17 protein-coding genes are annotated in these 19822 nt (G+C 53.5%); 12 read left to right on the top strand and 5 right to left on the bottom strand.

Translation table 11 applies throughout. The features are described 5' to 3' along the window. Nucleotides 1-66 precede the first annotated feature (66 nt). The 4 genes from CLV80_RS06105 to CLV80_RS06090 are packed head-to-tail and all read left to right on the top strand — an operon-like array spanning nt 67 to nt 4320. Nucleotides 67-969: a hypothetical protein gene (locus CLV80_RS06105; RefSeq protein WP_243394443.1), complete on the top strand. Its 903-nt coding sequence runs from the start codon at nt 67-69 to the stop codon at nt 967-969. After that, on the top strand, nt 966-2171 hold the full coding sequence (locus CLV80_RS06100; protein ID WP_106355921.1) for a hypothetical protein: 1206 nt from the start codon (nt 966-968) through the stop codon (nt 2169-2171). Before CLV80_RS06105 ends, CLV80_RS06100 begins: the two co-directional genes overlap by 4 nt. Nucleotides 2172-2211: 40 nt before the next feature. Continuing rightward, nucleotides 2212-3363, top strand: a complete 1152-nt coding sequence (locus CLV80_RS06095; protein ID WP_106356167.1) for a glycerate kinase type-2 family protein — start codon at nt 2212-2214, stop codon at nt 3361-3363. Between the two features lie 36 nt (nt 3364-3399). Then, nucleotides 3400-4320: an endonuclease/exonuclease/phosphatase family protein gene (locus tag CLV80_RS06090; RefSeq protein ID WP_106356165.1), complete on the top strand. Its 921-nt coding sequence runs from the start codon at nt 3400-3402 to the stop codon at nt 4318-4320. A 97-nt stretch (nt 4321-4417) separates the two neighbouring features. On the opposite strand, the gene CLV80_RS06085 is transcribed toward CLV80_RS06090, so the two are convergent. Further along, entirely contained in the window at nt 4418-4660 is a 243-nt protein-coding gene (locus tag CLV80_RS06085; RefSeq protein ID WP_133169759.1) for a hypothetical protein, read from the bottom strand. 756 nt (nt 4661-5416) lie between these two features. Next, nucleotides 5417-6346: a LysR family transcriptional regulator gene (locus CLV80_RS06080; protein ID WP_106355917.1), complete on the bottom strand. Its 930-nt coding sequence runs from the start codon at nt 6344-6346 to the stop codon at nt 5417-5419. Between the two features lie 104 nt (nt 6347-6450). Here CLV80_RS06080 and CLV80_RS06075 point away from each other — a divergent pair, with 104 nt between their 5' ends. Next, nucleotides 6451-8886, top strand: a complete 2436-nt coding sequence (locus CLV80_RS06075; RefSeq protein ID WP_106355915.1) for a GcvT family protein — start codon at nt 6451-6453, stop codon at nt 8884-8886. Between the two features lie 164 nt (nt 8887-9050). Here CLV80_RS06075 and CLV80_RS06070 read toward each other — a convergent pair whose 3' ends face one another. After that, complete coding sequence (locus CLV80_RS06070) at nt 9051-10001, bottom strand: SDR family oxidoreductase (RefSeq protein ID WP_106355913.1); 951 nt, start codon at nt 9999-10001, stop codon at nt 9051-9053. Nucleotides 10002-10157: 156 nt separating this feature from the next. Here CLV80_RS06070 and CLV80_RS06065 point away from each other — a divergent pair, with 156 nt between their 5' ends. Beyond that, nucleotides 10158-11042 (top strand): AraC family transcriptional regulator, encoded by an 885-nt coding sequence (locus CLV80_RS06065; protein WP_106355910.1) that lies wholly within the window; start codon nt 10158-10160, stop codon nt 11040-11042. A gap of 307 nt (nt 11043-11349) precedes the next feature. Here CLV80_RS06065 and CLV80_RS06060 read toward each other — a convergent pair whose 3' ends face one another. Then, nucleotides 11350-12264 carry a LysR family transcriptional regulator gene (locus tag CLV80_RS06060; protein WP_106355908.1) on the bottom strand — a complete coding sequence of 305 codons (915 nt, stop codon included), beginning with the start codon at nt 12262-12264 and terminating at the stop codon, nt 11350-11352. A gap of 108 nt (nt 12265-12372) precedes the next feature. On the opposite strand from CLV80_RS06060, the gene CLV80_RS06055 reads away from it, so the two are divergent. From CLV80_RS06055 to CLV80_RS06035, 5 genes are all read left to right on the top strand, one after another. Continuing rightward, on the top strand, nt 12373-13383 hold the full coding sequence (locus tag CLV80_RS06055) for a zinc-binding alcohol dehydrogenase family protein (protein WP_106355906.1): 1011 nt from the start codon (nt 12373-12375) through the stop codon (nt 13381-13383). 22 nt (nt 13384-13405) lie between these two features. After that, nucleotides 13406-13708 carry a DUF1330 domain-containing protein gene (locus CLV80_RS06050; protein ID WP_106355904.1) on the top strand — a complete coding sequence of 101 codons (303 nt, stop codon included), beginning with the start codon at nt 13406-13408 and terminating at the stop codon, nt 13706-13708. A gap of 50 nt (nt 13709-13758) precedes the next feature. Beyond that, on the top strand, nt 13759-14721 hold the full coding sequence (locus CLV80_RS06045; protein WP_106355902.1) for an LLM class oxidoreductase: 963 nt from the start codon (nt 13759-13761) through the stop codon (nt 14719-14721). A 10-nt stretch (nt 14722-14731) separates the two neighbouring features. Continuing rightward, a complete protein-coding gene (locus CLV80_RS06040; protein WP_106355900.1) occupies nt 14732-15514 on the top strand; it encodes an SDR family NAD(P)-dependent oxidoreductase in 783 nt (260 codons plus the stop codon). Nucleotides 15515-15916: 402 nt separating this feature from the next. After that, complete coding sequence (locus CLV80_RS06035; RefSeq protein ID WP_207766522.1) at nt 15917-17545, top strand: BCCT family transporter; 1629 nt, start codon at nt 15917-15919, stop codon at nt 17543-17545. Between the two features lie 473 nt (nt 17546-18018). Here the strand turns inward: CLV80_RS06035 and CLV80_RS18290 are convergent, their stop codons facing one another. Beyond that, the gene (locus CLV80_RS18290; protein ID WP_133169758.1) at nt 18019-18486 is read right to left on the bottom strand and encodes a hypothetical protein; all 468 of its coding nucleotides are present in this window, start codon (nt 18484-18486) and stop codon (nt 18019-18021) included. Nucleotides 18487-18805: 319 nt separating this feature from the next. Between CLV80_RS18290 and dusA the strand changes: the two genes are divergently transcribed. After that, complete coding sequence (dusA, locus tag CLV80_RS06025) at nt 18806-19819, top strand: tRNA dihydrouridine(20/20a) synthase DusA (protein WP_106355896.1); 1014 nt, start codon at nt 18806-18808, stop codon at nt 19817-19819. The last annotated feature ends 3 nt before the right edge of the window (nt 19820-19822 follow it).

Genomic DNA, 19822 nt, shown 5'->3' with positions numbered 1-19822 from the left:
GACAGGTTTCTTTTCTTGATCAGCGCCTTATTTAAAACGCTTGGACGCAAATATTTGGACGTGACCATGCGGTCCGGACCTGACCTTAACGTCCGAATTATTGAACGTCCCGGCGTCTGGATGGATGACGCGCAGCTCGAACATCTATCGGCGGATTTGCGGGCCGTTGCATCGCGCACGCTTGATGCAGGCAATCTGACCTATGGTGTCTTTGCAGGTGATGCCAAACGGATGAAACAGGTCATCATTACGCTTATCAGTCGTATTGAGGGCACGCCAATTGCGTTTAACGCGCTTGCGATCATGGAACTTGATACAAAACCCAACACGACAGAAGTGTTGCACCTTGGGCTTGTTATGGTTGATCCGGATGAGCGGTCAAAGAACCTGTCGTGGGTTCTATATGGGCTGACCTGCTTCCTCATCTTCTTTCGCCGTCAGTTCCGACCGGTTTGGATTTCAAATGTCACCCAAGTACCAGCCGTCGTTGGTATGGTTTCGCAGATGTTTTCAGGCGTCTGGCCACGCCCTAATGGTGGGCGGCGGACGTTAAACCATCTGCTTTTGGGGCGGCAAATCATGGCGCAGCATCGCGATGTGTTTGGTGTAGGGCCAGAGGCCGGATTTGACGAAGACCGGTTCGTGATCACCGACGCCTACACTGGTGGATCAGACGACCTGAAAAAGACTTGGAAGAACGCGCCAAAGCATCGTGATGTGCAATACAATGACTTTTGCGCAGAGCAACTAGACTATGACCGGGGCGATGACGTGATCCAGTTGGGTCAAATGGATTTGGCGGCAATGCGCGGATATTTACGCCGCGAGGTTCCGAGATCAGCGGTTATCCGATTGTTGCTAACGGGAGGGTTAGTCGCCTTGCAGCGCATTGTATTACCTGCGCTTTACTGGGCGGACAGTCGGCGACAGTGGGAAACGTTGCGCCCGTACGACGAGGCGCAGAAATGATTGGTTCCGCTGCCGCGTTGACGCAGGTCTGTATGTCATTCTCTGCGCTGGTGGGACTGTTGACCCTGCAAATGGTGCTTTTGCGTCGGGATCGGCGCGATCCGATCAACCGGCGTTTTTTATTTTGTGTGCGTATCACCATGCTGTTGTTTGTCGGGCGGGTGCTTGTCGCGTTGACGGGATGGCAGGTTTTTAGAATCTTTGTGTTACTTGGGGCCGCATTTATCCCTCTTGCTGCGCTACTACTGACCGAAGGGCTGTTACGAAGGCACGCACCACCCACTGCGAAGCACGCGATTGCCTGGAGTACGGTGTTCTTTGTCATTAGCGCATTTTGGTATTCAGGTGGGATTGATCCTCTTCGACTTTATGCGTTGTTGGCCTTTCAGATGATCGGCTTTCTTATCGCGGGTGGACTGATTGTTCGGCGCGACAGAACGGCATTGTCCGCCAGTGAAAACAACACGGTCACACGGATTGGTCTTTCGCTGTTACTATTCATTCCGCTGGCTTTGGGTGACTTTTTGATGGCGGTGTTGCACCTGCCAATCCAATTTTCTGCGCTTGGGGTTTTGATCATGTGCTGGCTTGCGATTGGGTTGGGGCGGACACAGATTGGACATCGTGTCGTAATTACAAACTTTACGGTGATGGTGTGCGCTGCGGTTTTTGTCGGACTGTTGGTTGGGACGATTGCCGCCTTAGATAGGGATGGGTTTTTGCTATGCTCTGCCTCGGTTATGACCGCACTGCTATTAGTTTCCATTTTGAACGATGCGCGTGCATTAAGAACCGAGGAACAAAGTCTTGGCCTGCTACAGTACCTCGCTGAAACAGATACTGACGATCCGGTTGTCTTTTTGCGTGACCTGCGCGGACATCCGTTGGTCGAAGGGGCTGCGATGATCAGCCGTTTCAGTCTTGCTGAACTTCAAGAAACTACTTTGCAGCAGATATTCGAAGCCGCTCCAGTATTGCGGCGATCTGACCCTCCGAAGCTGGGTGCGTTGGCAGATGACCATATCGCACATCTGTTCGAACGTTATAGTGCAACCCATGTGATCCTTGCATCCAGCACACCACGTGTTTTGATTGCACTGTCGATGCCTTCGCTTAGCGCGTCGCCGATGGCGGAACTCGAACTCAAGGTCGTGCAGCGTATGGCTGTTTTAATGGCGCAGCGGCGCATAGATAGGGAATAGGACAGTGAACGAGACGCGCCAGCAGGCTTTTGATATTTTTATGGCCGGGGTTCGCGCCGCCGACCCATTTGCGGCGGTCCAAGGCGCATTGGGACCTGTGGTTCAACCTGCACTTATTATTGCAGTGGGCAAGGCGGCTCGCCTTATGGCCAAAGCGGTGCTCGAGCGGTTTAATGGCATACCTTGTCTCGTTGTTACGAACTATGAAAATGCTAAACCTTTGGCCGGGGCACAGGTGTTTGCGGCGGGTCATCCGGTGCCAGATCAAAACGGTGCAGACGCAGCGAATGCCGTAATTGCGGCATTGCGGGCGGCTAAAGGGCCAGTGCTCGGTCTTATTTCTGGGGGGGGCTCTGCGCTGTTGCCAGCACCCGCAGGAGATATATCGCTGGCGGATAAGGCACGAGTAAACGAGATATTGCTTGGTGCTGGGTTGGACATCACTGCGATGAACCTGATCCGGCAGCAGTTGTCAGACATCAAAGGGGGTGGCTTCTTACGCCATGCCAGCCCTCAGAGGGTGACTGCGTTGATCCTATCTGATGTGATTGGTGATGATCTGGCCGCGATCGCGAGCGGCCCAACCGTTGGCCCAATTGGGACAGCACCACAGGCGATTGAATTACTGAAAGACGCGGGGGTTTGGAAAGATGTTCCTGCGACGGTACGTTCACACTTGGAAGCCAAAGGTGATGCCGATCCATTGCCGACAGCTGTTAATGTTTTGGTTGGGTCCAACGCCCAAAGCGTGGACGCGATGGCCCGTGCCGTGCCGGCTGCACATGTGATCGCAAAACCTGTCGAAGGCGATGTAGCAGACGCCGCTAAATACATATGTGACAATGCCGCGGATGGTATAACTGTTTGGGGTGGCGAGACGACTGTCGTTCTGAAAGGTACCGGACGAGGGGGGCGCAACCAAGAACTGGCGCTTCGGATCGCACAAGAAGCGCAGCAGCGCGGTTGGCAGGACTATGTCTGCGTCCAAGGCGGTAGCGACGGGCGCGATGGGCCGACGGATGCGGCTGGCGGTATCGTTGATCAAGATACGTTGCGTAAGATCGATAACTTGCCCGCCCTTTTGGCAAATAATGATAGCTATGCAGCTTTGTCGCAGGCGGGTGATCTGCTGGTGACAGACGCCACAGGGACCAATGTCGCCGACCTTGGGGTCTTGATCCGCCGCAATTAGTTTGGTCTGATAAGCTGTAAATGATCGTTGCAAATTTTGGCTGGAACAGTTTTGCGTAAGGCTTTGAAATATCTGCTGATTGGGCTGCTTGCAATCGCCGCGACTGCTTGTGTTCAGATTGTCCGAAATTCGGGTGCGACTATTATATCGTCCCCTGCGCCTGCGGGCCTACGACTTGCGACGCTGAACGTACATTACATCGTGCTACGACGGCAAACTGGCGCATGGTCGCTGGACGACTGGGAACGGCGTAAGGTTGCTCTTGATCTCGCTTTTAAAGAGATTGCGCCGGATGTCATGGGCTTTCAGGAGATGGAGAGCTTCGCAGGGGGCGACAATGGTGATACCAATCTTGGGCTTGATTGGTTGCTTTCCCAAAATCCGTCTTACAAAGCTGCCGCAGTGGGCGATTGGCGCAGTTTCCCATCGACGCAGCCGATCTTGTACCGGGATGATCTGAACCTCATTGATCAAGGGTGGTTCTTTTTCTCCGATACGCCTGATGTGATTTACTCTCGAACGTTTAACGGATCATATCCAGCGTTCGCGTCATGGGCCGCATTTTCTACTAACGATGGCAAGCGCTTTAGGGTCGTCAACGTACATTTCGAATATAAAAGCCGTGGCAACCGGCTGCAATCAGCGGCGCTGGTTGCCGATCGCATTCGACCTTGGATTGATGCTGGTGAAAACGTTGTTGTATTGGGCGATCTTAACGCACGAAATGGCGCGCGTACGCAACGTATTCTGGCTGAAGCTGGCATCACCTTTGCCGCAGTTAAAGGAAGCACCTACCATTTTAATCGTGGTTTGAACTTATTTGGTGCTATTGATCATATCGGCGCGACCGCCGATTTTCATTTAGAAACATCGCCAGTTGTTTTGCGGCAAGAATTCAATGGTGAATGGCCGACCGATCACTATCCGGTTGTCGTCGACTATACGCTCTCACGTTAATCGGACCAATAGTTTCGAAGGCCGCAGTATAATACATAAAACACCCGCATAACGTTGTCGGCGGGTGTCGGTTATTGCGATATGTCAGTCGGAGCAGTTAGTTATTCTCTGCCGTGAATACCACAAGGCAGTCATCACCTTCGCATGTCGCAAGGTTAGCAGGAACGTGCAGTGGACCGGCTGTTGTAATCAGGATGTACGCATCATCTTGAAAACCCGCAAATTCGCCGCTGATTGTTACGCCGTTTGTTTCGAATGTCAGCGCAATTTCACCAGCCGATGACATGGATGGCAAAGTCAAGGCGAAGGTTGCACACAGTACTTTCGAGAGATTAGTCATTAGATACGCGTCCACTTGTAAAAAACTATTATGACAGTTTACCTACGCGTAAAGAGGTATTTTATCAACTAGACTAAAGTACAGTGTAACATAGATTAGCTTCAAAGAAGCCCGCTAACACTGGCGATTTCTCATGGAAAGGTGCTAGACGCCTCATTGCTGACAACTATTTTAAATGGATTGATCATGGATAAACGCGATAGATTGACCGCAGCGCAAGTCCGCCACGCGGGCCGGCTATCCATTGCCCCGATGATGGATTGGACATACTGATCTCCTTGGCCCCTTATATTATTGGCCATTTTTTGTATTCCAAAAGGGTTGTAGCAAAATTGTAGCACCGCGAGGTCTGGAAACAGCCCGTCGGGAGGACTGTATTCTTTGATTTAGCCTGCAGCAACGATGGATTTCGAAGCGCATGTCATCTCTGGCGCCTGTTATAAATTTCTGGGTTGCTCCGCGAATATATTCTCTGCGATCCGTTCTTGCGATAGAAAACGATCTTTGGTTATGAACTCTACGGAAGCAAAACCAAATTCTGAATCTGGGGAAACTGCTTCCTTGTCTGGCCTGCGCGATCGTAAGGCGTGAAGGCGCCAGGATCGGCCACTCGCACTTGAGTTACGCGCTACGGGTGTTGCTATACCAGCATTTGTCCACCTGGTGTGAAACATGCCAAAATCCAACGTTCAGTTTGAGCCCATTCTCCATTTGCTGCGCAGTAACCGAATGTCTGCTGCTTATTCGTTTTGGGCGCTATTGTAAGTCGGGGACTATCAAATGTGCACCCAACGGCCCCGCGAAGAACTCACCGCAGCTTTCGATAAACATCTGCACAAGTTTTCGTCTTGGGCCGGGTGCAAACCCGAGTGAGAGGGTAATGCCGCTCAAGCTGTCGGTGATTGGCACGCAGCGAATGTTGCCACCTGCGTAGGTTAGCATGTCTGGAGGTCTCATGTTCAGAAGGGAAATTCCGATATCCGAAGCAACGAGTGAGCGGACCATTTCAGTTGAATTGGCGGTTGCGACAATACGCAGGTCTTCTCCGCCTTGTTCAAGCACTTCCAGATAATACCCCCGCGCGGCGGGGCGGTCCAAAAGGATGAGTGGTTCGCGCACAATTTGTGAAACGGTCAGGCTGTCAAGCTGTGCAAGGGTATGATTGGAAGAACACAAGCAGTAGGTTGGCGCAAAGATCAGCGGTTGCACCTCGATCTGAGGGTTGGGAAATTCTTCGACAAACAAGATCACATCGAACTCTCCGTCAAGCAGTCCCTTTTGCACAGAGATATTGTCACCTTCGTTAAATGTGAAAGTGATGTCAGGATGGACCGCAACCATTTGGGCAGCGAGCCTTGGCAGAAAGCTTGGTGCAACCGGCGCGTTGTAGCCAACTGACAGATTGCCTGACAGGTTGGATTGCAGGTCAGATACCCCGGTCAGCAACGTATCATATCGTTCCAACAGATCCTCGATACGTCGCCCGACATCGCGGCCTGCCTTTGTGGGGAATATGCCCTTTGCCCGCGCTCGAGTAACGAGGGCCATCCCAAAAGTGGCCTCAGCTTGGTCCAATGCTGAGGCAATGGCGGAGGGGGTCACATGCATTGCATCGGCTGCGCCCGTGATACTGCCAGTGCGTAGTGCTGCCTGAACGTAGCGCATCGCGCGAAGAGAAAGAGACATCAAATAACCTCGGAAATTACGAGATATTACCTCATATAAAACTATTTTTCAAAGGATGGTGTATTTGCGAGAGTTCCCATGGTCGCGCAATATGGGAACCTGTCATGAAATCCAGAACCAAAGTCGTTGTTATTGGGGGTGGCATCGCGGGTTGTTCAACGCTGTATCACCTTACGCAAGAAGGCTGGTCAGATGTCGTGTTGGTCGAACGTGACGAGCTCACCTCGGGGACGACTTGGCATTCGGCCGCACAAGTTACCAATTTCGGCATGACCCAGACGATGGTCGGCCTTAAATCGCATTCTATCGCGCTTTATAAAAAACTGCGTGACGATCCTGAATATCCCGTGGGTTATCATCATGGCGACGGGGGTATCCGGTTGGCCAACACCGAGGCGCAGATGCAGGGCTATCGCCATTTTGCGTCAATGGCGCGCGGGATGGGAGTGGATTACGAAATCATCGACGCTGCGGAATGCGCCCGCCGCCACCCACTCATTTCTACCGACAATTTGCTTGGCGGGCTTTGGGATGGCGAGGATGGTGATATTGACCCAGCACAGCTTTGTCAGGCGCTGGCTTTCCATGCGCGCAAGGCAGGGGCAGAGGTGTATCGCAATACGCCGGTGACAGGCCTAAGCCAGCTAAAGGACGATACGTGGACTGTTCACACCGAACATGGGGATATCGATTGCGATATTGTCGTGAACGCTGGTGGCTACCGGGTGAACGAAGTCGCCGCAATGATGGGAGTCCAGCATCCCGTCGCATCGATGGAACACCAGTATTTCATCACCGAAGACATCCCCGCCATCGCAGAGGCCGGGCACCGTATGCCGCTGCTACGATGCCCGATATCGGATTACTATTCTCGGCAAGAAAAGGGTGGTCTGCTCGTCGGTTTCTACGAACAGGATTGCAAAACATGGGGGATGGATGGGATCAGCCCAGACTTTTCCAACGACCTTTGTCCTGATGATCTGGATCGTGTTATGGACGTTCTCGAAGGTGCATTTGAGCGTATGCCGGCACTGACTGAGGTCGGCATTAAACGCGTTGTGAACGGGCCAATCACCTACACAATTGATGGCGCGCCCTTGGTCGGGCCGATCCCGGGCAAACGGAACGCGTTCTGTATCATCGGGCTGCGCGCCGGGTTGGGTGAAGGGGGCGGCCATGGCTGGCTTCTTGCGCAGCAGATCGTCCATGGTGAGGCATGCTATGATACGTGGGTGATTGATCCGCGTCGGTTCACCGGTCACGCAACCGTTGAGCTTACCGCGGTCAAGGCGATCGAGGACTATCAAAACGAGTTCCGTTTTCACTTTCCACATGAACACCGCCCTGCGGGTCGCAATATTAAGACCACGCCACTGACACCTGTCATGGCTGCAGAGGGTGCAGAATTCACCGTCGTAAATGGTTGGGAACGTGTGGATTACATTAAACCATCGCCAGAGTTTCACCCCACACCGAGCTATAATTTCGACGCGGTATTTGACGTTGTCGCAGCAGAGGTCGCCAATGTGGCGACAAATGTGGGATTAGCAGAGGTAAACGGTTTTAACCGGATCGAAATTACCGGCAAGGATCGACACAGTTTCCTTGATCGGATGATGTGCGGCACCGTTACAAAGCGCGACGGCCGCATAGGTTTAGGCTATTTGCTAAATCACCACGGCTGTATCAAGGCCGAGGCGACAGTTGCCAACTTGCCCGCCTCGGACAGAGGAGGACAGCGTATCTGGTATGGTTCAGCCGCTGCATCAGAATACCACGACATGGATTGGCTCACTGCGCATCTTAGGCCAGGCGAGGACGTGCAATTGCGCAGCCTGACGAATGATCAAACAATTCTTGTTTTGGCTGGGCCGAAGGCACGTACGGTGCTTTCCGCCTGCGCGCGCGGCGATTGGTCTGCCGACGTATTTCCATGGTTATCCGTACGCGAGTGCTGCATAGGATTTGCACCTGCCACAATAATGGTTGTCAGCTTTTCGGGCGAACTGGCTTATGAAATTCATGTGCCGAATGCCTCGCTCTATGCTGTCTATCTGGCACTGCGCGAGGCAGGTAAAGCGTATAACCTTAGACTCTTTGGTGCACGTGCTGTCGACTCGATGCGCATGGAAAAGGGTTTTTTACATTGGAAGGCAGACCTGATCACAGAATTTGATCCGTTCGAAACGGGACTGTCGCGGTTTGTGAAGATGGGTAAGGGCGACTTCATTGGCAAAGAGGCACTGCTCGACCGCCAAGCAGCCGGTCCACGAAACCAGCTTGTTACACTCAAAATCGATACAACACACGCGCCTGCACACCCTGGCGCATCGTTGATGCAAGGCGACAAAGTGGTCGGCACAGTCACATCGGGAGAGTACGGACACCGCGTCGGCATGAACCTCGCTTATGCTTTCGTTTTACCTGAATTCGGCAACCCAGGTTCAGCGATGGAATTAGACCTATGTGGGGACCGAATTCGCGCTCAGGTCATCGAACCATCGCCTTATGACCCTAAATTCGAACGTATGCGGAGTTGACCAGTTTACACATTTAGGTGTTTCAAAAGCAGCTATCGTCGCAGCCGCAACGAAAATAACTTTGTCCCGCGATGCAGACATATGTGGCTTCGGGCGATGGATACTTCAGGATGTGCACACAGTAAACGATAGCATTAGTCCGAGAACACCTCGCTCGTGTTTGGTCACACCCTCCAGTTAAATCCCGTTGCCTTTTCAGATATGTCCCACAATTTTGTCATGATCGCTTTGTCATAGGCATGCGGATGCAGCGTGCCCTTACCAACCGGTCCGACGAACTCCATGCGACCGGTTGGACCGTAGAGCGCCCTTTGCTCCAGCCCTTCTTCAGTGGCGCACATGACTTCTGGCCAGGAGCCTTTCTCGGCTGACTGCACCAGGGGCGACAGGGACATGAGCCGGAACATGATCCGCGTCGCCAGGTTGCCGCTCGTTGTGATGAGCGATGTCCGCGACGATCCGGGGTGGCAGACGTAGACCTCGACATCGCTTTTGCCCGCTGCGGCCAGCCGATCCTGCAACTCATAGGCAAACATCATCTGCGCCAGCTTGCTCTGAGAATAGGTTTTGTTCTGGTGGTAGTTCTTGTCCCAGTTCATGTCGTCGAGCTGGATGCTCTTGATCCCCATGTTGTAGCCAAGACTACTGACGACCACGATCCGGCCTTTTGACGCCTCGATCCGCTCAAACAGCAACCCGCAAAGCAGGAAGTGTCCATAGTGATTGGTGCCGAGCATGCTCTCAAAACCGTCCTCGGTGAGCTTTTGCGTCGGCACTTGCGCGATGGCAGCGTTGCAAATGAGCGCGTCGATCTGGGGGGCAGTTTTCAGAACTTCCGCCGCGGCTTCGCGTACGCTGGAGAGCGAGGCGAGGTCCATGCGGACGAAACTAACATCGGCACTGGCTCCGAATTCGTTTTTCAACTCCGCGACGGCGGCTTGCGATTTCTGGGCCGAGCGGTTCAGCATCACCACCTTGGCGCCCTTATTCAGGAGCGTTCGCGCTGCCTGAAATCCAGCACCAGCGTTGGCGCCCGTGATGAGGTAGGTTTTGCCATTCAGGTTACCCAGACGCTCTGGGGTCCAACCTTTGGATCCAAATGTTGTATCTGCCATTTTCATATTCCTTCCGGCGCCGAGCGATTTGCATATTCGTGTTGAAATGACATTAAATCTCATGTGTGCTAAAAAATAGATCAGATTATTGCAAATACTTGCCTGATTGTATCAGTATGATTGTGATGGGTGATTTTTACATGCTAAACATGCTGTATGAGCAAAGAACAAATCAAGCAACTCATCGAGGGTAGGATCCACGAAGATGGCCTGATGGAAACCGGTGTCAAAGGTGTGCAGCTTTTCCGGGCCATCAATCCGGTCCCATGCGCCCCTGCAGTCTATGAACCCAGTGTCGTTGCCATTGTGAGCGGATCCAAAGAGGCCGTGCTGGAAGGCACGCGTTACGTCTATGACAGCAACGAGTATATGTGCTGCCCCATGTCGATGCCGGTGAAGGCAGGAACGTCCACAGCGTCTCCGGACACCCCACTTTTTGGCGTCTACATTGCACTGGACCCGCGCGTGATGGCCGAACTCGCCATGGATATGGACAACGCCGGTGGTGTTCTCCAATCGAACAAAGGAAGCACAGGACTGCAAGGCATCAGGCTGGCCCGCTGGGACGTGGCGTTCACCGACGCCCTGCTGAGATTACTGCAATTGGGCGACAGCCAAACGGATACAGCCGTCCTTGGCGCCACGCGGCTGCGCGAGCTTTACTACGCCATTCTGAAAGGCGAGGCAGGGATTTTCGCGCGCCAAGCCTTTGGCGCGGGCAATGCCATCGCACGGTCCATCACGCATGTGTCTTCCAATCTGGACGCGCCGATATCGATCGACGATATGGCCTCTCGCGCGGGCATGAGCCGGGCCGTGTTCCACCGCAAGTTCAAACAGGCGACGACGATGTCGCCAATCCAGTTCGTAAAATCGATGCGCCTCAACAACGCCGCGATGAAGATTGCCGGCGGCACGACGGTGAACGAAGCGGCATTGGATGTGGGTTACGTAAGTGCGTCTCAGTTCAGCCGGGAGTTCAAACGCATGTACGGACAATCGCCGCGACAATGGGGGGAGTCCCAACCCGTCCCGGTGTAGGGACTGCTTAGACCGTATAAGTTGGTTAAGCTTTGTCAAACGCGGACTTTGGTCCAAGCGATTTGAATGGCAACTTCGTCCGCATATTCGCGCATGCTGGGATGCAGCTTAGCCTAAGTCGACAGTTGCAATGACGCGCAGCATTTGACAAAGTTGATGTCTGCTTTGTGGGATAAAGCACCCATTTGCCAAGCGATTATTAACGACTGGGTTAGGACCACGGCCGAGATGCTATTTATTAAAAATCTCTAAAATGGGTCATGCTGTCTTCCAAGCTGCGGCATCGGAAAAAGAAGGCACCTATGAATTACGGAACGCGTTTACCGGCCAGCTTAGCATCGTCCAATCGTCCAATCAGAAAATCCATAAAGCATCTGACTTTCGGGGTTAGCACATTCGACTTCGGATAGATCAACCAAAGGACGGATTGGTCATGTAAGCGCCAATCGGGCAGCACGCGAACCAAACGCCCATTGTCGATATCTTGCGCGACACTCCAAAGCGAATTTACCGAGATACCCATCCCCGCCAGTGTCGCAAGGCGTTGCGACGTACCGTCGTCAAGGATTGTGCGGCAAATCATCTTCGCAGGATCAAGCGATGCGGTGTTGCCATCTACATGAATGATCTTGCGAGCGGCAAGGGTGGACCATGATAGGAAACGGTGCTTCGTGAGGTCTTCAAGTGTCAAAGGTTGGCCGTAAGCTTCGATGTAGGATGGTGACGCGCACAGGACCCGCGTATCGTCCGCAAGTTTGCGCCCCAACAGGCTGCTGTCTTCGAGGGGCGCGCTACGCAAGGCCAGGTCGAAGCTACCTTCGATGATGTCTTGACGCGTGTCGGAAAGCCTTAGGTCGAGAGTAATGTCGGGAAAGAGCGACTGGAATTCTGGCAGGAGTGGGATGATATGAAGTTGTGCAAAACTGCAGGGGGCCGCGAAACGAAGCGTTCCGTTTGGCCGTAGTGTGCCTTCTCCCAACGCCGCGCAGCCTGCGTCTACTTGTGCGAGGATCTCTCGGGCGTAGGGGAGGAACGCTGCACCTTCTTGACTGATCGAGATTTTGCGTGTGGTGCGGTGCAACAGTTCCGCGCCGAGATGCCGCTCTAATTTTGCAAGGCGATTGCTGGCCATGGCTGGCGCAAGGCCAAGATCACGGCCCGCAGCAGTGATGTTCAGCCGTTCAGCAGCAGCGACGAAAAGGCGAAGGGTATCCGTATCCATTGACTTCCATTATATCAAAAATCGGAATTCTGAAACAAAATATGACCGGTTTTATTGCGAATTGAGAGTGATAAGTGTTGTCCAACAAGCCAATTAGGAGCATTGAACATGAAAGCACTCGGTTACACTCAAAACGGACCTATTGAGGGCGCAGGCGCACTAAAACTGATCGATGTTGACAAGAAACCGCTTAGTGCGCGCGACGTTATGGTTGCTGTCAAAGGCATCTCGGTAAATCCGGTTGACGTCAAATTGCGCATGGCCCGCGCACCGGAATCTGCTGTCGGCATTCTGGGTTATGATGCGGCTGGCACGGTTGTAGAAATCGGGTCCGAGGTAACCGGATATGCGGTGGGTGATGACGTGTTCTATGCAGGAGACGTCACCCGCGATGGAACAAACGCAGAGTTCCATATTGTTGACGAACGTATCGTCGGCAAGAAACCCGCAACGCTCGATTTTGTTGAAAGCGCGGGCCTGCCCCTGACGTCCATCACTGCTTGGGAAATGCTGTTTGATAGCTTCCGTTTGATTGAAGATGGCGGGGATGGCGAGACGCTCTTGGTGATTGGTGGCGCGGGTGGTGTGGGTTCGATCTTAATCCAGCTTGCCAAAACTCTGACAAACCTGACGGTCATTGCGACAGCCTCTCGTCCCGAGACCGAAGATTGGGTGCGCAAAATGGGTGCTGATTACGTCGTCAACCACCGTGATGATTTGGCAGCGCAGGTGAATGCTTTGGGCCTCGTGCCGACATATGTCGCTGCTTTGACCGCGACAGACCAACACTGGCCCGCGATTGTCGACCTTATTGCCCCACGCGGCCACATCACTCTGATCGATGACCCTGAAAATCTCGATATCTCGATTGCCAAACCAAAGGCTCTCACGATCTCTTGGGAGTTCATGTTCACCCGCTCGATGTTCGGCGCCGACGATATCACCGCGCAACGCGATCTGCTGAACCGCGTGTCTCAGCTAATTGATGCAGGAACACTTCAGTCCACGGTCACCGAACGCGCGGACGCGCTGACGGTGGAAACGCTGACTGCGGCGCATAAGCGCCAAGAAAGCGGCCGTGTCATCGGTAAACAGGTTCTTCCCGGACTACCTTTTTAACCAATCTAAAAGGAAAACGAAAATGGCCTACTATTCTGTTCTCGACGTAACCCCAACCAACGACGAGTGGATCCCCGACTATCTGCCTACTGCCAATGAGCGTGTTGCTGCACATGGTGGCAAATATATCGCTCGCACGACCAGCCACGAACAGGTGGAAGGCGAAATGCAGGAAGCTGGTCTGCGTATCATCATCGAATGGCCATCCAAAGGGGCCGCACAGGCATTCATGGCCGATGAAGCATACGCACCGCACCTTGCGGCACGAACCGCTGGCTCGGTCAGCCATCACTATCTCATCGAGGGCAAAGACGACCTCGCCTAAGAAATCTCCGCTGCCCCAAAAGGGGCGGCGCGACTTGCCGGAGAGAACCCATGCGTGACGAGACCCACACGCCATTCGAACAGATCAATCGCGGCTACAATACGACGTTTCAGAACGGTCGTTTGAGTGTCGGGCTGGTGGTGCCGATTGCGCAATACGGGCAAAGCCCCGTGCCGGACATGACAGGCCATTTGAGTCGCGTTCAACAGGCTGAACAGCTTGGTTTCAAAGCTGTCTGGCTGCGCGATGTACCCTTCAATGTCCCCAGCTTTGGCGATGCGGGCCAGCTTTTTGATCCCTTCGTCTATCTTGGTTATCTGGCCGCGAAAACAACCGATATTGCTTTGGGCGTTGCCAGTATCGTCCTGCCGCTGCGCCACTCCGCCCATGTCGCCAAGGCGGCTGCGACAGCTGATGTTCTGTCAAATGGCCGGCTGATCCTTGGTGTGGCCTCTGGCGACCGCCCCGAAGAGTACCCGGCCATGAACCGCGATTTTGACGCACGCGGCGACGCCTTCCGTGAAAGCTTCGACTATATTCGGGCAATGGGGACGCCCGTACCGCAGATAGACAATCGTTTCGGCACGGTGGATTTACCAATCGATATGCTGCCCAAGCCGTCCGGGTCGAAGTTGCCGCTATTGATCACAGGATCAAGCCGCCAATCTGCGGACTGGATTGCGCAACATGGCGATGGATGGATGACTTATCCACGCCCCGGTGTGGTGCAAGATCGTGTATTGCAGGATTGGCGTGCGCGGTTGACCAATTTGGGACAGCCTCCAAAACCTGTCCTGCAACCACTCTATGTTGACCTCGCTGATGATCCGGATGAGCCACCAAGCCCGATCCATCTTGGCGTCCGGTCCGGCCATCGCTCCATTGTTCAGTATTTGCAACAGCTTGAAGACAGTGGCGTCAACCATGTCGCACTGAATTTGCGCTTTAATTCCTCGCCTGTTGAACCAACGCTCGATAGGTTGGCCGAACATGTGCTGCCTGCTTTCAATTAAGGAAAAGACCATGACAAAGACAATCCTCATCACCGGTGCCACGGACGGCCTTGGCCGAGCAACCGCACTCGCATTGGCGGCCCAAGGGCACAACGTTATTGCTCATGGTCGAAACGCCCAGAAGCTGGACAAACTGAAGGCCGAGATTGGCGCAAACGTGTCGACTGCGCAGGCCGATATGTCAGACCTGTCGGAAGTCGCCCAGCTGGGGCGTGATCTCTTGCACGCATATGAAAGCATTGACGTGCTGATCAACAACGCAGGTGTCTTCAAAACGTCGCAGCCACGCTTGAACGACGGTATGGACGTGCGCTTTGTCGTCAATACCTTTGCACCCGCATTTTTGTCAAAACTCCTACTCCCCAACATGCCAAAGGACGGACGTTTGGTGCATCTGTCCTCTGCCGCACAAGCGCCAGTCGATGATGACGCCATGGTAGGCAAGCGACAGCTCCAAGACATGGAGGCCTATGCCCAAAGCAAGCTGGCCCTGACGATGTGGAGCCAAGACTTTGCATCGAAACATCCCGATGGGCCGGTCTCGGTCGCTGTCAATCCAGGCTCTCTTTTGGCGACCAAGATGGTGCGCGAAGGGTTTGGAACAACCGGCAATGATATAAATATCGGCGTCGACATCCTAACCCGCGCGGCCCTGTCTGATGAATTCGGAACGGCATCGGGGCAGTACTTCGACAATGACAGCGGGCAATTTGTGGCTCCCCATCCGGACGCCGCCAATGCCGCGAAGGTTGCGAAAGTTGTTGCTATCATTGATGCGCACACAACAGATTAGACAGGGCTTGCGCGGTGCTTCCTTCAGGCAACTGGCAAAAGTGAAGCGTGGCGCGTCGCGCATGGATCCCAGCACTGTCGACGTTCGCCCGCTGCGCAGCATTCGGTAACCCGACGCCCAGTCAGATCATGGAGGATTGCATCGCGATGTTCATGGCGCACTACAAAGCTGGCACCTGAACCACTCACCGAAGTGGAGCGATAATAACTCGGCTACCAACGGAGAATTTGACACGTCAATATCCGCGCAAAGTAGCAGGCTGCGGGCAACGAACGAGGATGATTTCTCACGTTTTGCAATTTTACGGAAATCTGCTATTGAAACTTGGCAATCACATTGCTTTAGCAGCCAACACTGCAGTGCACACCAAAGCGACATACGTCGCTCGTGGAAGGAGAACTTTTGACCGATACCTTGAACGACCCAGGCACCGAGGTGCCCCATCCGATAGAAACCGATTTTGAAATCGGACAGGACAACGTCCAGCGCTTCGGTCTCGACATCCACAACCCGGTCTTCGCAATTTCAAGTATCGCGATCGTGGCTTTCGTAATCATCACCTTGATGTTTCAGGGGCAAGCGACGGATTTCTTTGGCTGGCTGCGCCCTTTCCTTACTTCGACCTTCGACTGGTTTTTCCTCAGTGCGGCGAATGTCTTTGTGCTATTTTGCTTGTTCCTCGTGTTCTCACCGATGGGCAAGATCCGCCTCGGAGGCAAAGAGGCGCGCCCAGAATATGGCTATCTTGGTTGGTTCGCGATGTTGTTCGCTGCCGGGATGGGCATCGGGCTTATGTTCTTTGGTGTTTCCGAACCAATGTCGCATTTCACCTCTTCCGTGGGAGGAACCGCCGCAGAGGCTGACGCCCGCACTGATTGGGCTCCCCTTGGTGCCGCAGTTGGTGACGCTATCGCAGCGCGCGATCTCGGTATGGCCGCGACGATCTTCCACTGGGGCCTGCATCCTTGGTCGATCTATGCGGTTGTCGCACTGTCGCTTGCATTTTTCACCTTCAATAACGGTTTGCCGTTAACCTTGCGCTCGGCTTTCTATCCGCTCTTGGGCGACCGGGTTTGGGGCTGGCCAGGGCATGTCATTGACATTCTCGCAGTGTTCTCGACGCTGTTTGGCCTTGCTACCTCGCTTGGCTTCGGCACCGAACAGGCGCTTGCGGGATTCAATTTCCTCTTCGGTTGGGGCACTGGGAATGTCGCCAAAGTTGTGCTCATCGGCGTAATCACTGCGCTGGCGACCATCTCGGTGATCCGTGGGCTCGACGGTGGGGTGAAGATCCTTTCAGAGGTCAATATCGCGCTTGCTGTGCTGCTTTTGCTATTCATCATCGTGGTCGGACCAACCGGCGTTATCTTCGAAACGATCTTTTCTGGCGGGGTTGCTTACGCGCGCGACATTATCCCTCTTTCCAATCCGTTCGGACGCGAAGATACTAACTTCTCGCAAGGCTGGACCGCATTCTACTGGGCGTGGTGGATATCTTGGTCACCATTCGTCGGTATGTTCATCGCACGGGTCTCACGTGGCCGCACGGTGCGTGAATTCCTGACCTGTGTTATCTTGATTCCGATGCTTGCCAGCGTGATCTGGATGGGGGCTTTCGGCGGCACAGCTGTTTCTCAGGTGATGGCTGACAGCAGTGCTCCGGTTATCGACGCCGCACAAGAACTGAAGCTTTTCGTTATGCTTGAACAGTTACCACTTTCGGCGATCACATCATTTATCGGCATCATCCTCGTCCTGGTGTTCTTCGTGACCTCTTCTGATTCTGGCTCGCTGGTCATTGATACGATCACAGCAGGTGGCAAGATCGACGCGCCAATTCCCCAACGCGTGTTCTGGTGTGTCTTCGAAGGCGTGGTCGCTGCAACCCTACTGCTCGTTGGTGGCAGTAGTGCGCTAACAGCGTTGCAAGCGATGGCGGTTTCTACGGGCTTCCCATTCACTATCGTGCTTCTCACGATGTGCGTAAGCCTGTACATAGGGATGCGCCGTTACCTAAAAGCAATGGCCTAATTCTATATGGCTCCCGGTCTCCGGGGGCCATGAGGGTGATCCTGGAAGCCCGCACGCGCCAAATTGGAGGAGGTTGGCGCGGCTGAAGCAACCTCACACAATTGAGCTTGCCTCCCCTTTGCTTTGATGTCCGTCCCACTGATGGATAGGGATGATGCTGTGCCATTTTGCTCCTTAACTCATTGAGAGTGTTGGACTCTAATATTGTGCCAATATTCGTGTAGCAATTAGGTTGTTGCTCATCAGAGCATTTGTGAATTTTTGCCGTTACTCAAAGTTGTCGAAATCACTGATATCTTGCCGGTCTCTCGGCCTTTGTTCATCGGCGCGGACGGGTCGCTCCCGCTGCCCAATCGCCGATTCATCGAGTGGCTCTATCCTTGCAGCCAGCCTCCCAACAACCGATCGTAGCGTCTCGATCTCTGTTACCAGCTCTTCTCGTGTCATGCTCTCCGTTGGTCGCCAGACCATTGTCACTCCACTTCGCTGTAAGGTGCTATGTTGATCAGCCACTGGATATCATCGGGTTCCGGTAACTGCCAGGTCATCAACCCTGGCCCGAACTGAGGATGACAGAATGCTGATCGTAGTAATAGCGGTCTGTATGATTTGAGCCGACCGATCAGAACACGCCATGTCTTCATGGAGACAATACATAATGACCAGTTTGTCATCAGATACGGACAGTAATGAGACCCCTGGGCTTTTTCGCCGTTGTTGGATGCAGATATTGAGCTGACAATTTGCAGCCATTGACTGGTGAGCTTGCGGCGAGGATGCAGCAGACGGCACAAAACATAGAGATCGATATGGATGAGTGCGCATCGTTTCAAACAACCAATGACAATCGGTTTTTCGCGTTGGAAATGTCTCGACCAAGTTGACTGCGATTTTGCGGTTCTTCTTTTTGCGAACTTGAGCGGTGAAGCTTGATTTGCCATTGACTTTGGTGCGCTCGGTTATGGTTCCCATTGTGTATCCTTTGAGTTTTCGGAGTGCGATGCTCTGAAGGTCTGGTCGCCTCCGAAATTTCGGAAAAAAGTTTGGTTTGGTTTGAATGATCCAAAACCGGTGGGGATCGCGCCGAATAGGGCAGCCGCGAATTGCGTCTGTTGACGTCCGGGACACGGGGGCTTTGACGGCTGGAAAGTGGAGCCAAAAAAGTGCTACACGGCACTCGCGGTGCTACATTCTGTAGCACTTTCTCTGAAAACCGGCTTGAAACAGCCAAAATAAGCGGAAACGCAAACTGAGGCTCACATGGAAAACCATGTAAAATTAAGTGTTTCCGAGGTGCGACGCGCCGGTCGCTTGTCCGTCGCCCCGATGATGGATTGGACGGATCGTCATTGCCGCTATTTGCACCGCCTGATGTCACGTCATGCTTTGCTTTATACAGAGATGGTGACAGCGCCCGCAATTATTCATGGTGATCGTGATCGCTTATTGGGGTTTGACGATGCAGAGCATCCGGTTGCTGTTCAACTGGGTGGTTCAGATCCTGTGCAATTGGCCGAAGCTGCACGCATCGCTGCGGATTACGGGTATGATGAGATTAACCTTAACTGTGGCTGCCCCTCTGACCGGGTGCAATCCGGCAGCTTTGGTGCGGTGTTAATGGAAAACGCGGCACTTGTCGCGCAATGTGTTGCGGCTATGAAAAATGCTGTTGATGTTCCGATCACTGTGAAATGCCGCATCGGTGTGGACGATCAAGAACCACGCGAGATATTGCCGGACTTTCTAGCACGGGTTTCAGCGGCAGGTGTCGATCACTTTACGGTTCATGCGCGCAAGGCTTGGTTGCGGGGGCTAAGCCCGAAGGAAAACCGTGATATTCCGCCTTTGGACTATGACCTTGTTTTAGAAATGAACGGATTATTTCCTAGTCTTAACCTGTCGATCAACGGTGGTGTTGCGACTTTGGACGCGGCGCAAGAGTTGCTGGATAAGGGGCTGGACGGCGTGATGATCGGGCGTGCGGCCTATCATACGCCATGTGATATTTTATTGAATGCTGACGTACGGATCTTTGGCGATACGTCTCGCCGTACTGCCGAAGAGGTGGTGCATTTGATGCTACCTTATATCGAAGCACATATTGCGCAGGGTGGTCGCTTGGGGCAGGTTACGCGCCACATGCTTGGAATGTTTCAGGGGCGGCCAGGCGCACGCGGATGGCGCCGTCACCTATCTGAAAATGTGCATGCAGATGGTGCTGGGCCGCATGTTGTGCTTGAGGCATTGGACCACGTGACGCGGCTTGCCGCCTAAGGG

The organism is Yoonia maritima (assembly GCF_003003285.1).
Taxonomy (GTDB): Bacteria; Pseudomonadota; Alphaproteobacteria; order Rhodobacterales; family Rhodobacteraceae; genus Yoonia; species Yoonia maritima.
The sequence above is the reverse complement of the archived record's forward strand: the minus strand, read 5'-3'. Positions and strand labels throughout refer to the sequence as shown.

What these genes read in the sequence shown, in the direction of transcription:
- CLV80_RS06105 (WP_243394443.1), top strand. Translation starts at nt 67, where the DNA reads ATGCGGTCCGGACCTGACCTTAACGTCCGAATTATTGAACGTCCCGGC.
- CLV80_RS06100 (WP_106355921.1), top strand. Translation starts at nt 966, where the DNA reads ATGATTGGTTCCGCTGCCGCGTTGACGCAGGTCTGTATGTCATTCTCT.
- CLV80_RS06095 (WP_106356167.1), top strand. Translation starts at nt 2,212, where the DNA reads ATGGCCGGGGTTCGCGCCGCCGACCCATTTGCGGCGGTCCAAGGCGCA.
- CLV80_RS06085 (WP_133169759.1), bottom strand. Translation starts at nt 4,660, where the DNA reads ATGACTAATCTCTCGAAAGTACTGTGTGCAACCTTCGCCTTGACTTTG.
- CLV80_RS06080 (WP_106355917.1), bottom strand. Translation starts at nt 6,346, where the DNA reads ATGTCTCTTTCTCTTCGCGCGATGCGCTACGTTCAGGCAGCACTACGC.
- CLV80_RS06075 (WP_106355915.1), top strand. Translation starts at nt 6,451, where the DNA reads ATGAAATCCAGAACCAAAGTCGTTGTTATTGGGGGTGGCATCGCGGGT.
- CLV80_RS06070 (WP_106355913.1), bottom strand. Translation starts at nt 10,001, where the DNA reads ATGGCAGATACAACATTTGGATCCAAAGGTTGGACCCCAGAGCGTCTG.
- CLV80_RS06065 (WP_106355910.1), top strand. Translation starts at nt 10,158, where the DNA reads ATGAGCAAAGAACAAATCAAGCAACTCATCGAGGGTAGGATCCACGAA.
- CLV80_RS06060 (WP_106355908.1), bottom strand. Translation starts at nt 12,264, where the DNA reads ATGGATACGGATACCCTTCGCCTTTTCGTCGCTGCTGCTGAACGGCTG.
- CLV80_RS06055 (WP_106355906.1), top strand. Translation starts at nt 12,373, where the DNA reads ATGAAAGCACTCGGTTACACTCAAAACGGACCTATTGAGGGCGCAGGC.
- CLV80_RS06050 (WP_106355904.1), top strand. Translation starts at nt 13,406, where the DNA reads ATGGCCTACTATTCTGTTCTCGACGTAACCCCAACCAACGACGAGTGG.
- CLV80_RS06045 (WP_106355902.1), top strand. Translation starts at nt 13,759, where the DNA reads ATGCGTGACGAGACCCACACGCCATTCGAACAGATCAATCGCGGCTAC.
- CLV80_RS06040 (WP_106355900.1), top strand. Translation starts at nt 14,732, where the DNA reads ATGACAAAGACAATCCTCATCACCGGTGCCACGGACGGCCTTGGCCGA.
- CLV80_RS18290 (WP_133169758.1), bottom strand. Translation starts at nt 18,486, where the DNA reads ATGGCAAATCAAGCTTCACCGCTCAAGTTCGCAAAAAGAAGAACCGCA.
- dusA (WP_106355896.1), top strand. Translation starts at nt 18,806, where the DNA reads ATGGAAAACCATGTAAAATTAAGTGTTTCCGAGGTGCGACGCGCCGGT.